The following is a 12,700-nucleotide window of genomic DNA, read 5'->3' on the forward strand; positions in this document are numbered from 1 at the left end:
CCGGGGTTGGCGAGTACGGTGTGTGATCCGAAGCGTTGCTGCCCCCGAACCGCCGAGACTATGCCGCGCGTTTCAGGCGGACGAGGGTCTCGTCGAGCGTCTGGAGAAAGCGTGACCGATCGGCCTTGCTGAACGGCGCAGGTCCGCCGACGATATCCCCGCCCGCGCGCAGATCCGCCATGATCGCACGGGTGGCGACGGCGCTGCCGATCGAGTTGGCGGTGAAGGGCTTGCCGCTCGGGGCCAGCACCACGGCGCCCAGCTTGATGCAGCGGTCGGCCAGCAGAATGTCGGCGGTGACCACCACCGTTCGGGGGTCTGCCCTTTCGGCGATCCAGTCATCTGCCGCATCGAACCCGTCGCTGACCACGGTGCGGCCGATCAGCGGATGGTCGGGCACGCGGATCGGGCTGTTGCTGACGATCATGACCGGCACGGCATGGCGCAGCGCTACCTTGTAGATCTCATCCTTCACCGGGCATGCGTCGGCGTCGACCAGGATATTCATGCACTGCTCCTTGCCCGGCATTCACCCACATCGACAGATCAGTGATAGCGGCGCAGCAGTCCGGCAAGCTTGCCCTGAACCTGAACCTCGTGCGGCGCATAGAATTGCGGATCGTAGGACGCATTGGCGGGATCGAGCCGGATGCGGCCGTTCTCACGGCGCAGATATTTGAGCGTTGCTTCCTCGCCGCGCACCAGCGCAACCACGATTTCGCCATCGCGCGCGGACTCGGTGCGCTTGATCAGCGCGAAATCGCCATCGAGGATGCCAGCTTCGATCATCGAATCGCCCGACACTTCGAGCGCGTAATGCTCGCCGCTGCCCAGCAGCGCGGCGGGCACGGGAAGGATTTCGGTGCCCTCGAAGGCCTCGATCGGCACACCGGCAGCGATCCGGCCGTGCAGCGGGATTTCCAGAACGTTGCTATTGGCCGGAACCGATGCCTGGGCCTTGCGCACGGCTTCCATGCTGACGATGTTGCTCTTGGCCGCGTCGGTCTTGGCAGCCGCCGCTGCAGCCAGTTCCTTGGCGCGCGGCTTGACGCTGGCTTCGGGCAGTTTGAGGATTTCGAGCGCGCGGGCCCGGTTGGGCAGGCGGCGGATGAAGCCGCGTTCTTCCAACGCGCTGACCAGCCGGTGGACGCCCGATTTGGACTTGAGGTCCAGCGCCTCCTTCATTTCCTCGAACGAGGGCGAAATGCCGTCTTCCTCCAGCCGTACCTGGATAAAGCGGATCAGATCGTGTTGTTTGCGGGTCAGCATGCTGGATGTTCCTTTCTGCGCCGGCGGGTCGGCGGTCGAACGAATAAGGAACAATTACGAAACAAACGCGGTCAGGTCAAGGGGTTGTATAATCCCGCCGGTCAGAGCGCTATATAGTCGAGCCGGTCGCCCGGTGCTGCCTCGGCTTGGTTGGCCGCCCGAATGACCAGCACATCGGCGGCGGTCAGCGATGACAATGCGCCGCTGTCCTGGCTGCGCACCGGCACCAGCGCACCACCGACCATCTGCGCGCGCACGAAATCCTGGCGCGCACCATTGGCGGCAAATGTCGCACCGGCAACCCCGTGCGAGACATGCGGCATAACCTGCTGATATCCGGACATTGTCTTTACCAGAGGCAGCAAAAGCAGCAGCGCTGTGACATAAGACGAGACCGGGTTGCCAGGCAGGCCAAGCACGATGGCATCCCCTATGGTCCCGACCATCACCGGTTTGCCCGGCCGCATCGCGATCCGCCAGAAATCGACGTTTCCTCCGCTGTGCAGCAGTGCTGGCTGGATCAGGTCGTGATCGCCCACCGATGCGCCGCCGGTGGTCACGATGATGTCGGCATTCTTGTGGTCCGCAAATGCCGCTGCAATGCGATCAAGGCGATCGGGCAGCAACGGCGGCATCGTGATTTCGACCGGAAGCCCATCGAGCAGGGCCGACAGCATCACGCCATTGCTCGCGGGAATATGGGCGGTGGTAGGCAGCGGCGCGCCGGGCGCAACCAGCTCGTCACCGGTACTCAGGATGGTGACGCGCACGGGGGCGTGGACCACGAGGCGCCCATGACCCGCCATCGCCGCAAGCGCAAGCAACCGTGCATCGACGCGCGTTCCCGCCGCCGCAAGCTCGGTTCCGGCCGTGAAATCATGGCCTTCGCGGCGCACATGCGCACCTGCGGATGCAGGACCCTCACCGGTCAGCGTCAAACCGGTGCCGTCGATTGCGACATCTTCCTGCACGACGACCGTATCGGCGCCACCCGGCATGATGGCGCCCGTGGAAATCCGCACCGCATTTCCTGGCGCTAGGGTACCGAGGAAGGGGCGTCCTGCCGCGCTTTCGCCGATGACGGTCCACGGGCCGGGCAGGTCGGCGGCGCGGACGGCATAGCCATCCATCGCGGAGAGATCGGCGGCGGGCTGGCTGCGCAACGCGACCAGCGGCTCGGCGAGGATATGGCCGGTCGCCTCAAGCAATCCTAAAGTGACTGCAGGCTTTGCTGCCGCGAGGGCCAGCAGCCGCGCCTGGGCTTCCTCCAATGGGATCAGGCCGCCTGCCATCAGGGCGCGGCCCAGTCGCCCGATTTGCCACCGCTCTTGGCGAGCAGCCGGACGGGGCCGATGACCATGCCCTTGTCCAGCGCCTTGGCCATGTCGTAGATGGTGAGCAGCGCGATGCTGGCGGCGATCAATGCTTCCATTTCCACCCCGGTCTTGCCCGAAGTGCGTACCCGCGTTTCGACGCGGACGCCGGTGTCGGTGTAATCGAAATCGATCCTTACGCTGCTGATCGGCAGCGGATGGCACAAAGGGATAAGGCTGCTGGTCTGCTTGGCCGCCATGATGCCCGCAATCCGCGCCGTGCCCAGCACGTCGCCCTTCTTGATGTCGCCCGCGCGGATCGCCGCGATTACCTCCGGCGCCATGCTGATCAGGCCTTCGGCGACCGCTTCGCGCACCGTATCGGCCTTGGCCGAGACATCCACCATATGCGCCGCGCCGCTCGCATCGAGATGGGTGAGGTCGGCCATCAGTCCGCCGATCCGGTGAGCAGCAGCCGCGTTGCGCGGGTGATGTCCTCCTGCCGCATCAGCGATTCTCCGACCAGGAAGCTGCGCACGCCATGCTGGCTGAGCCGCACGCAATCCTCGTGCGTGTAGATGCCGCTTTCCGAGACCGGGATATAGCCCTCGGGGATCAGCTTCACCAGCCGCTCGGTGTTGGCGATATCGGTCTCGAAGCTGCGCAGGTCGCGGTTGTTGACCCCGATCAGCGGCGAGCGCAGCTTGCGCGCCCGCGCAAGTTCGTCCTCGTCGTGGACCTCGACCAGCACGTCCATTCCGAGGTCTAGCGCGGCGGTCTCGATATCCGCCATCGTCGCATCGTCGAGCGCGGCGACGATGATCAGCACCGCATCGGCTCCCAGCGCGCGGCTTTCGGCCACCTGCCAGACATCGACCATGAAATCCTTGCGCAGGCAGGGCAGGTCGCACGCGGCGCGCGCGGCGAGCAGGAAATCGTCATGCCCCTCGAAATAGGGCACATCGGTGAGCACCGAGAGGCACGCGGCGCCGCCCGCCTGATAGGCTGCCGCGTGCGCTGCGGGATCGAAATCGGCGCGGATCAGGCCCTTGGACGGGCTGGCGCGCTTGATCTCGGCGATCAGGCCGAAGCCGTCGAGCGAAGCCTGGACCAGCGCCTTGGCAAAGCCACGCGGCGCAGTCGCGTCGGCGGCGCGGCGCTCCATCTCGGCGAGCGTCGCCAGCCCCTTGCGGCGCTCAACCTCGATCGCCTTGACCGAGCAGATTTCCTCGAGCTTGTTCATGCGGCGGCCTTCGTGAAATCGATCCAGCAATTCAGCAGCGCGTTTGCGAGCCCCTTGTCGATCGCTTCTGCCGCTTCTTCGGCGCCATCGGCCAGCGTGTCGACCTCGCCCGCGATCAGCAGCGCGGCGGCTGCGTTGAACAGCACCGCATCGCGGTACGCCCCGGCCTCGCCCTGCAACAGGCGGCGCAGTGCTGCAGCGTTGAACGCCGCATCTCCGCCGCGGATCGCCTCGATCGGGTGGACCGGCAGACCTGCGTCGCTTGCCGACCAGCGCTTCATGATCACGCCATCGGCGCCGATATCGGCGACCTCGTTGCCGCCTGCGAGCGACAGTTCGTCGAGACCCTCGTCGCCCGAGACGATCAGCGAATGCTCGGTGCCCAGCATCTCGAGCGCTTCGGCATAGACATGGACATAGCCGGGGCGTGCGATGCCGATCAGCTGGCGATTGACCCGCGCCGGATTGGCGAGCGGGCCCATCAGGTTGAAGATCGTCCGCTTGCCGATCTTCTGCCGGATCGGCTGTATGCGGCGCATCGCGGGGTGGTGGTTGACCGCGAACAAAAAGCAGATGCCGATCTCGGCGAGCGATTGCTCGGCGGTCGCGCCGGCAGCGGCCATGTCCATTCCCAGCGCCTCGAGTGTATCGGCGGCCCCCGCCTTGGACGATGCCGCGCGGTTGCCATGCTTGGCGACCGGAACATCGCACGCGGCGACGACTAGCGAGACGGCGGTCGAAACATTGAGACTGTGGTGCCCATCCCCGCCGGTGCCGCAGACGTCGATCGCATTGGCGGGCGCGGAAATCGGGATCAAGCGGTCGCGCAAGCCTTGCGCGGCAGCGGCGATCTCGATCGCGGTCTCGCCCCGGTTCGATAGATCGACAAGGAACTGCGCGATCGCCTCGTCGCTTACGGTGCCGTCGAGGATTGCACTGAAGGCTTCGGCGGCATCGTCGCGGCTGAGCGGATGGCGGGTGTCGGGAAGGCGGCTCATGCCAGCAACTCGGCGCGCATGGGGCGGACCTCTATACCGGCAATCTCCATGAAATTGGCGAGCATCCGGTGGCCGAACTGAGTCGCGATGCTTTCGGGGTGGAACTGCACGCCGTGGATCGGCAGGCTGGCATGCGCAAAGCCCATGACATGCGGCGTGGAGCCGTCGGTTACCGCGACGCGCGCGTTGACGATCAATTCGAACGGAAGGCTCGCCTCGGGCACCACCAGCGAATGATAGCGCGTTGCCTCGAACGGTGAGGGGAGCCCGGCGAACACGCCGCTGTCATCGTGCGTCACCGGCGATGTCTTGCCGTGCATCAGCCCACCACGGATGACCTCGCCGCCGAAATGCTGGCCGATCGACTGATGCCCCAGGCACACGCCGAGCAGCGGCTTGCCCGCATCGGCGCACGCCGCGACCAGATCGAGCGAAATCCCCGCCTCGTTGGGGGTGCAAGGGCCAGGCGAGATCAGGAACGCCTGCGCGTTGGTGGCAAGCGCCTCGCGCGCGGTCAGCGCATCGTTGCGCTCGACGCGGACGTCGGCCCCCAGTTCCATCAGATAATGGACGAGGTTGTAGGTGAAGCTGTCGTAGTTATCGATAACAAGGATCATTGGCCGTATCCTGCTTCGCTGGCCAGCCGCAGCGCCTCGCGTGCGGCGGCGAACAGCGCGCCGGCCTTGGCTTCGCATTCGCGCTGTTCGTATTCGGGCACGCTGTCGGCGACGATGCCGGCGCCTGCCTGGACGTGCATCGTGCCATCGCGGACGATCGCGGTGCGCAGCACGATGCAGCTGTCGACCGAACCATCGGGCGCGAAATAGCCGACGCCGCCCGCGTACGCGCCGCGTGTTTCGGGCTCCAATGAGGCGATGATCTCGCACGCACGCACCTTGGGCGCGCCGCTGACGGTGCCTGCGGGAAACCCTGCGAACAATGCGTCGATGGCGTCGCGGTCTTCGACCAGCTCACCCACCACGTTGCTGACGATGTGCATCACGTGGCTGTACTGCTCGACGGTGAAGCTGTCGGTGACCCGCACCGTGCCCGCCTTGGCCACACGCCCGACATCGTTGCGGCCCAGATCGAGCAGCATCTGGTGTTCGGCGAGTTCCTTGGGATCGGCGAGCAGGCTGGTGCGATTCTCGATGTCTTCCGCCGGGGTCTTGCCGCGCGGGCGTGTCCCGGCGATCGGGCGGATGGTAACCTCGCCATCGCGAACCCGCACCAGGATCTCGGGGCTCGATCCGATCAGCGCGAGGCCGGGCAGATCGAGGAAATAGAGGAACGGCGACGGGTTCACCCGGCGCAGCGCGCGATAGAGCTCGATCGGCGGCAGTGCGAACGGCGCGGTGAAGCGCTGCGCGAGCACGACCTGGAAGACATCGCCTGCTTCGATGTAATCCTTGGCCTTGAGCACCATCTCGCCATAGGCGCCCGGCGCCAGCACGGGGGAGGGGACAAGCGCCTGCGGGTCTGCTGCAGGATCGCGCGATGGCGTCGGCAGCGCTGATTGCAGTGCGCGCTCGGCAGCATCAAGCCGGTCTTCAGCCGCCGCGATCAGACGCGCGGCATCGACGTCGCCTTCGGCCCAGACCGGCGCGATCAGGAACAGCTCGTCCTTCAGCCGGTCGAAGATCAGCAGCACCGTCGGGCGCACGAACAGCATGTCCGGCAGCGCAAGTTCCGATTGCGGTGCGCGGGCCAGATGCTCGACCAGGCCGATGGTTTCATAGCCGAAATAACCCACCAGGAACGCCAGCGCGCGCGGCAGTTCGGCAGGAACATCCATCCGGCAGCGTTCGGCCAGCGTGCGCAGCGCTTGCAGCGATCCTTCAGAACAGGGCGCGAATGCCGTGCGGTCGGTGGCCCAGGCTGGATTGATCTCGGCGCTCTCACCCGATGCGCGGAACACCAGATCGGGCGCGATGCCGACGAAGCTGTGTCGTGCGCGCGTCTCGCCGCCCTCGACCGATTCGAGCAGGAAATCGCCGCGTTCGGGCTCGATCAGCTTGAGCGCCGCCGACACCGGGGTCTCGGTATCGGCTATGCGCCGCCGCCATATCAGTGCCGACCGCCCTTCAGCCAGCGCCTGCGCCGCGTGCTCGACGTTTTGGCTAACCGTGCCCAAATGGCTTGCCGACCCAGCCATCAATTCTCTCGGGTGCGACCGGTCAGCTGGTCCTTAACGCGCTTGATCGCGGCCGGGTTGCGCTTCACGTTGGTCGCCGCCTTCATCGCTGTCATCAGCTGCTGCGAATATTCGTCAGCGAGCACCTCGCCCAGCTGGGTGCGTGTCACCTGCAGCAATTCGGGCACCTTGCTCGCATCACCGCGGTTGATCTTCGCCAGATGGACGACGAACCAGCCGGTACGGTTCGGGCCTTCGAGCACCTTGGTCGTGCCCTCGGCCATGCTGAACATCAAGGCCACCGGCGGCGGCACACGGCCCTGCTGCTGCATGATCGTCTGGCGGTTGGTGGCAATCTTCTCGATCCCCGGCAACGGCACCTTGGCGCCGGCCACTGCCTTGGCAAGCTCGGCACTGGTGCGCGACGACTTGGCGATGCTGTCGGCCAACGACTTGCCGGCGGTCAGGCCTTGTGCCAGCGCCCAGTCCTGCGCAACCCGGTCGCGGATACCGGCAAGCGGGGGAGGGGCAGCGCGCTTGATGTCGCGCACTTCGAAGATCGCATATTCCTTGCCCTGCTGCACTTCGACCAGCTGCGGCCCGGCATCTTCCTCAAGCCCGAAGGCGACCGGAAGCATCGCCTGATAGGCGCCGACCGGTACGAAATCGGGGCTACCTGGCGCCTGGCCGTTGGCGAGCAGCTCGGGGCTTGTTTCCAGCGTCAGGTTTTCGTCCCTGGCGATGTCGGCCAGCGATGCGCCATCGGCGATGCGGTCTTCCAGATCGGCAGTGAAATCGGACACGGTCTTGCGCAGCTTGTCCTGGGCGATCTCGTTTTCCAGCGTGGCGCGCACTTGCGCCAGGCTGCGCCCTGCAATCGCGGTGATGCTGTCGATGCGGACGACATGCCAGCCCAGCGCAGAGCGGGCGGGCGCGGCCACCGTGCCCGACGAGGCGGCAAACACCGCGTTGGCGACCGCAGGCGATGCGGCCCGGGTCAGCTCGGCCTTGGACAGCAGGCCAAGATCGACGGGTTCAAGTCCGGCTTCCCGGGCGGCTGCGGCCATGGTGGCGCCGCCGTTGATCTTCGCCGCGATGGCCTTGGCGGCCGCTTCGGTCGGGACGATCAGCTGTTCCAGGTCACGCTTTTCGGTGGCGGAGAATTCCGCCGACCGCTGTTTGTACAACGCGGCGATCTCGGCATCGCTGACCTTGATCTGGTCGCGGAAGCGATCGGTGATGAAGGTTGCATAGCGCAGCACCCGGCGCTCGGGGATGCGGTAGCGCGCGGCGTTGCGCGTGAGGAACGTCTGCAACTGCGCATCGGTTGGCGCCGTTTTGGGGGCGAAAGCCGCCGAGGGGACGAAGGCGATCTCGCCTTCGCGGCCTTCGAGGATCAGGCCGGCATAAGGCAACGCCATCTGCGCGGACATCTTTGCGCCAAAGCTTGCGGGGACCATCAGCTGGTCGCTGACCAGACCGCGCGCGATATCGCCGCGCACCCGCGCCTCGGTCAGGCCCTGCTGGGCAAGGGCATTGCGGAACAGGGTTTCGTCAAACCGACCGTCGGCGCCCTTAAACGCCTGAATGCCGGAAATTTCGCTGTCGACCAGCCGCTTGCTGGCGCCCAGACCGATGATGTCGCCAAACGCCGCTGCCGCATAGCTGCCGATCATCTGTTCCAGCACGCTGTCGATACCGCCCTGTGCATCGAACGCGGCCATGTCCATCTCCGGGCTCTGCTGACGGAACTGGTTGAACGCGTTGGTGGCGGTGGACGAAAGCTCCGCCGTGCTGATCTCGTCGCCGCCGATTTCCGCCACGCTTTCGCTGCTCACCCCGCCGAATGTCGCTCCGCCGGTGACGTCGGACGCCGCAAAGGCGACCGCGATCAACGCCAAGAAGATGAAGCTGATCGCCAGGCCGATCTTGGACTGGAAAAACGAACGAAAGAAGCTGATCATCGAAGAGCCTGTCATATGAGGCGGCGCCGGAAAGCGGCCTGCCCTGTTAAGACGTGAGGTGAAAACGCGGGCGAGCTTTAGGGGGCTTTGGCGCAGGCATCAACCCTTCCGCTTGGGTGTCGTGGCCCGGCACTGGCCAAGCCCGTTTCGATTTGCTAGCCGCCGCGCACAATTCGCAAAACGAACCCCTGGGGACAGATCACCATGCGCCAGCTCAAACCCTATATCGTCGGCAACTGGAAGATGAACGGCAGCAGCGCCGATCTTGCGATATTGAAGGCAATTGCTGATGCTGCGGGCAGCGATACCGGGGTCGATGTCGGGATTTGCCCGCCTGCAACCTTGATCGCAGCGTTCGCACAAAGCGCTGGCGGTGTGCACATCGGTGCGCAGGATTGCCATGCCAAGACGTCGGGCGCGCACACCGGATGCCTGTCTGCGGCGATGATCAAGGAGGCCGGCGCGACATTCTCGATCGTTGGCCATTCCGAGCGCCGCGCCGATCAGGGCGAAACCGATGCCGATGTTGCCGCCAAGGCGGAGGCGTTGCACGATGCCGTGCTTGGCGCGATCCTGTGCGTGGGCGAGACGCTGGATGAGCGCGACAGCGGCAATGCGATCGCCATCGTTACCGCACAACTGGCCGCATCGCTGCCGCAATCGGCCTCGGCAGACTGGCTGTCGGTGGCGTATGAGCCGGTCTGGGCGATCGGCACGGGCCGCGTTCCGGTGGCAGACGACATCGCCGCGATGCATGCTGCGCTGCGCGCGACATTGACCGACAGGATGGGTGCCGAAGGCGCAGGCGTTCGCATTCTTTATGGCGGATCGGTGAACTCGGGCAACGCGGCGGAAATCCTGGCCATCCCCGATGTCGGCGGAGCGCTGGTCGGCGGGGCCAGCCTGAAGGCGGAAACCTTCCTGCCGATCATCCAGGCCGCCCCGCGCTGACGCAAGGCGGCGCCGGTTGCGCTGGCGCCCCCCTGCAGCGCTGGTTGCGCTGGCGAAGTCTAATCGCACCAGCCAGCGCCAGTTGCGCTGGCGAAGTCTAATCGCACCAGCCAGCGCCAGTTGCGCTGGCGAAGTCTAATCGCTATGTGCGCGCCAACACTTCTCCTTTTGTCTGGGTCTGACCGTTCATGTCGTCGATTTTCCTGTTCATCACCATCGTGCAGACGATCATCGCTGCCGCCATGGTGGGTGTCATCCTGATGCAGCGTTCCGAAGGCGGCGCGCTGGGCGTTGGCGGCAGCCCCAACGGCCTGATGTCCGCGCGCGGCGCGGGCGACCTGCTCACCCGGATGACCGCGGTGCTTGCGACGATGTTCGTTCTGCTCAGCATCGTTCTGGCGGTGATGGCCGCCAACATGCACTCGACCGGCGATATCGATACCTCGCTCCAGCGCGGTGCAGCAGCGCCTCTGGCTGATCCGCTGGCCGCGCCTGGTCCGATTACCCCGGGCATGCCGGCAAGCGGCGATCCGCTGTCGGCTGCAGGTGCGCAGAATACGGCGCCTGCCGACGCGGCTCCGGCAGCACCTGCACCGGCGCCTGCCGAAGCACCCCCCGCCAACTGATCCACCCGCCGCATCTTTGCGGCATGTGCACAGTTTTTTGTTTCCCATGCGGATTCGCGCGCTTGTCAGGCTTGCGCGTGAACGGCTAACGGATTTCTCCCATGGCGCGTTTCATTTTCATCACCGGCGGCGTGGTTTCATCGCTTGGCAAAGGCCTTATGGCCGCCAGCCTTGGCGCACTGCTACAGGCACGCGGATACCGCGTGCGCATCCGCAAGTTCGATCCCTATCTCAATGTCGATCCGGGCACGATGTCGCCCTATCAGCATGGCGAAGTCTACGTCACCGATGACGGCGCCGAGACCGATCTCGACCTTGGCCATTACGAGCGCTTCACCGGCGTGTCGGCGCGCCAGTCGGACAACGTCACTTCGGGCCGCATCTACCAGACGATCATCCAGCGCGAGCGGCGCGGCGATTATCTGGGCGCCACGGTGCAGGTCATCCCGCACGTCACCGATGCGATCAAGGAATTCGCTCAGGCCGAGACCGAGGATCTCGATTTCGTGCTGTGCGAAATCGGCGGGACGGTCGGCGATATCGAAAGCCTGCCGTTCATCGAGGCGATCCGCCAGCTGCGCAACGACATCGGCCGTGAAAACAGCATCTTCGTCCACGTGACCTTGGTGCCATATATCGCTGCAGCCGGAGAGCTGAAGACCAAGCCGACCCAGCACAGCGTCCGCGAACTGACCTCGCTGGGGATCCAGCCGGACATCCTGCTGTGCCGCTGCGAACATCCGCTGCCCGATTCGGATCGCGCCAAGATTGCGTTGTTCTGCAACGTCCGCAAGGAAGCCGTCATCCCCGCGCTCGATGCCAAGAGCATCTATGCGGTTCCCACCCAATATCATGCCGAGGGCCTCGACGACGAGGTGTTGCGCGCGTTCGGTATCACCGATGCGCCGCAGCCCGATCTGTCGCGCTGGACCGACATCATGGACCGGCACGAACATCCCGAGGGCGAAGTCACCATCGGTGTCGTCGGCAAATATGTCGGGCTGCAGGATGCCTACAAGTCGCTGCACGAAGCCTTGGTCCATGGCGGACTTGCCAACCGGGTCAAGGTCAATGTCAAATGGCTCGATGCCGAGCTGTTCGAGAAGCTGCCCGACGACGAGCTGGCCGCATTGCTTGAGCCGATGCACGGCATCCTGGTGCCCGGCGGCTTTGGCGAACGCGGCAGCGAGGGCAAGATCTCCTCGGTCCGCTTTGCGCGCGAACGCGATGTGCCGTTCTTCGGCATCTGCCTGGGCATGCAGATGGCGTGCATCGAGGCGGCCCGCAACACATCGGGCATCGCTGCGGCATCGACGACCGAATTCGGCACGACCGACGAGCCGATCGTCGGTCTGATCACCGAGTGGATGGGCGAATCGGGCCTGCAGAAGCGTAGCGCCGAGGGTGACCTTGGCGGCACGATGCGGCTGGGCGCGTTTCCGGCAAAGCTCTCGGGCAACAGCCGGGTCCGCGGCATCTACGGCAGCGACACGATCAGCGAGCGCCACCGGCACCGCTATGAGGTCAACACCGCGTACCATGACCGGCTTGAAAAGGGTGGGCTGGTGTTCTCAGGCATGTCGCCAGATGGCGTGCTGCCGGAGATCGTCGAACGGCCCGACCACAGCTGGTTCGTCGGCGTGCAGTATCACCCCGAGCTCAAGAGCAAGCCGTTCGATCCGCATCCGCTGTTCGCCAGCTTCATCGAAGCAGCTTTGGCGCAAAGCCGCCTCGTCTGAGCTGCAGCCGGGGTTCGGGCTCCGGCACGAAATGACGTGATGCATGCTCTTCGCGCTGCGGCCTGACCGCAAAACGCGTCGTCATGCCCTAATTTACCACACCTCTTCATCCGTATTTTACCGTAATTGACAGCATTGTGCGGTGGCGCACAGCGGCGTACTGCGATTCGTGGGAAACGAAATCTGTCGGCAGCGGCAAGGGGGTTGAAGCAAAATTGCTCAATCAATGCGCAGCCAGACAGAAAGGAAGGGGTGAGGTCAATCATGCACGCCAATGAGCTTGCCGAACTGCTGGCCAGCCATAGCCTATTTGCCGACTGCGAAACCGACGAACTGTCCGATATCATCCTGCGGGGCCACTTCGTGCGCTATCGCAAGGGCCAGGAAATCATGGGCCAGGGTGATGAGGGCGACAATCTGTTGATCATCCTGACCGGATTTGCCCGCGTCAGCATGGTCGCCA

General features: G+C 65.1%; 13 protein-coding genes. 4 read left to right on the forward strand and 9 right to left on the reverse strand.

The genetic code is table 11. From position 1 onward, the window contains the following. Positions 1–58: 58 nt before the first annotated feature. The 9 genes from ACK4R0_RS04500 to ACK4R0_RS04540 all read right to left on the reverse strand — a co-directional run bounded on the left by ACK4R0_RS04500 (position 59) and on the right by ACK4R0_RS04540 (position 8,921). Positions 59–508 (reverse strand): YaiI/YqxD family protein, encoded by a 450-nt coding sequence (locus ACK4R0_RS04500; RefSeq protein ID WP_409670783.1) that lies wholly within the window; start codon positions 506–508, stop codon positions 59–61. Between the two features lie 38 nt (positions 509–546). Then, the gene (lexA, locus tag ACK4R0_RS04505) at positions 547–1,269 is read right to left on the reverse strand and encodes a transcriptional repressor LexA (RefSeq protein ID WP_409670786.1); all 723 of its coding nucleotides are present in this window, start codon (positions 1,267–1,269) and stop codon (positions 547–549) included. 101 nt (positions 1,270–1,370) lie between these two features. After that, positions 1,371–2,561: a molybdopterin molybdotransferase MoeA gene (locus ACK4R0_RS04510; protein WP_409670789.1), complete on the reverse strand. Its 1,191-nt coding sequence runs from the start codon at positions 2,559–2,561 to the stop codon at positions 1,371–1,373. After that, the gene (moaC, locus tag ACK4R0_RS04515; RefSeq protein ID WP_409670792.1) at positions 2,561–3,031 is read right to left on the reverse strand and encodes a cyclic pyranopterin monophosphate synthase MoaC; all 471 of its coding nucleotides are present in this window, start codon (positions 3,029–3,031) and stop codon (positions 2,561–2,563) included. Before moaC ends, ACK4R0_RS04510 begins: the two co-directional genes overlap by 1 nt. Further along, positions 3,031–3,825: an indole-3-glycerol phosphate synthase TrpC gene (gene trpC / locus ACK4R0_RS04520; RefSeq protein ID WP_409670795.1), complete on the reverse strand. Its 795-nt coding sequence runs from the start codon at positions 3,823–3,825 to the stop codon at positions 3,031–3,033. The genes moaC and trpC overlap by 1 nt, the downstream gene beginning before the upstream one ends. Then, on the reverse strand, positions 3,822–4,823 hold the full coding sequence (gene trpD, locus ACK4R0_RS04525; protein ID WP_409670798.1) for an anthranilate phosphoribosyltransferase: 1,002 nt from the start codon (positions 4,821–4,823) through the stop codon (positions 3,822–3,824). Before trpD ends, trpC begins: the two co-directional genes overlap by 4 nt. Further along, complete coding sequence (locus tag ACK4R0_RS04530; RefSeq protein WP_409670800.1) at positions 4,820–5,440, reverse strand: anthranilate synthase component II; 621 nt, start codon at positions 5,438–5,440, stop codon at positions 4,820–4,822. The genes trpD and ACK4R0_RS04530 overlap by 4 nt, the downstream gene beginning before the upstream one ends. Continuing rightward, positions 5,437–6,978, reverse strand: coding sequence for an anthranilate synthase component I family protein (locus ACK4R0_RS04535; RefSeq protein WP_409670803.1), 1,542 nt, complete (start codon positions 6,976–6,978; stop codon positions 5,437–5,439). The genes ACK4R0_RS04530 and ACK4R0_RS04535 overlap by 4 nt, the downstream gene beginning before the upstream one ends. Beyond that, complete coding sequence (locus ACK4R0_RS04540) at positions 6,978–8,921, reverse strand: peptidyl-prolyl cis-trans isomerase (RefSeq protein WP_409670806.1); 1,944 nt, start codon at positions 8,919–8,921, stop codon at positions 6,978–6,980. The genes ACK4R0_RS04535 and ACK4R0_RS04540 overlap by 1 nt, the downstream gene beginning before the upstream one ends. 204 nt (positions 8,922–9,125) lie before the next feature. Between ACK4R0_RS04540 and tpiA the strand changes: the two genes are divergently transcribed. From tpiA to ACK4R0_RS04560, 4 genes are all read left to right on the forward strand, one after another. After that, positions 9,126–9,872 carry a triose-phosphate isomerase gene (gene tpiA / locus ACK4R0_RS04545; protein WP_409670809.1) on the forward strand — a complete coding sequence of 249 codons (747 nt, stop codon included), beginning with the start codon at positions 9,126–9,128 and terminating at the stop codon, positions 9,870–9,872. A 197-nt stretch (positions 9,873–10,069) separates the two neighbouring features. After that, entirely contained in the window at positions 10,070–10,498 is a 429-nt protein-coding gene (gene secG, locus ACK4R0_RS04550; protein ID WP_409670916.1) for a preprotein translocase subunit SecG, read from the forward strand. Positions 10,499–10,599: 101 nt separating this feature from the next. Beyond that, positions 10,600–12,237: a CTP synthase gene (locus ACK4R0_RS04555; protein ID WP_409670812.1), complete on the forward strand. Its 1,638-nt coding sequence runs from the start codon at positions 10,600–10,602 to the stop codon at positions 12,235–12,237. Between the two features lie 264 nt (positions 12,238–12,501). Then, positions 12,502–12,700 (forward strand): cyclic nucleotide-binding domain-containing protein (locus ACK4R0_RS04560; protein ID WP_409670815.1); only part of this gene is annotated, 199 nt, incomplete at its 3' end.

Source organism: Blastomonas sp. (assembly GCF_046294995.1).
Classification (GTDB): domain Bacteria; phylum Pseudomonadota; class Alphaproteobacteria; order Sphingomonadales; family Sphingomonadaceae; genus Blastomonas.

Bases quoted from the DNA above. Each gene is read 5' to 3' on its own strand.
- ACK4R0_RS04510 (WP_409670789.1), bottom strand. From the start codon at position 2,561: ATGGCAGGCGGCCTGATCCCATTGGAGGAAGCCCAGGCGCGGCTGCTG.
- tpiA (WP_409670809.1), top strand. From the start codon at position 9,126: ATGCGCCAGCTCAAACCCTATATCGTCGGCAACTGGAAGATGAACGGC.
- lexA (WP_409670786.1), bottom strand. From the start codon at position 1,269: ATGCTGACCCGCAAACAACACGATCTGATCCGCTTTATCCAGGTACGG.
- ACK4R0_RS04500 (WP_409670783.1), bottom strand. From the start codon at position 508: ATGAATATCCTGGTCGACGCCGACGCATGCCCGGTGAAGGATGAGATC.
- ACK4R0_RS04555 (WP_409670812.1), top strand. From the start codon at position 10,600: ATGGCGCGTTTCATTTTCATCACCGGCGGCGTGGTTTCATCGCTTGGC.
- ACK4R0_RS04540 (WP_409670806.1), bottom strand. From the start codon at position 8,921: ATGATCAGCTTCTTTCGTTCGTTTTTCCAGTCCAAGATCGGCCTGGCG.
- trpC (WP_409670795.1), bottom strand. From the start codon at position 3,825: ATGAACAAGCTCGAGGAAATCTGCTCGGTCAAGGCGATCGAGGTTGAG.
- trpD (WP_409670798.1), bottom strand. From the start codon at position 4,823: ATGAGCCGCCTTCCCGACACCCGCCATCCGCTCAGCCGCGACGATGCC.
- moaC (WP_409670792.1), bottom strand. From the start codon at position 3,031: ATGGCCGACCTCACCCATCTCGATGCGAGCGGCGCGGCGCATATGGTG.
- ACK4R0_RS04530 (WP_409670800.1), bottom strand. From the start codon at position 5,440: ATGATCCTTGTTATCGATAACTACGACAGCTTCACCTACAACCTCGTC.
- ACK4R0_RS04535 (WP_409670803.1), bottom strand. From the start codon at position 6,978: ATGGCTGGGTCGGCAAGCCATTTGGGCACGGTTAGCCAAAACGTCGAG.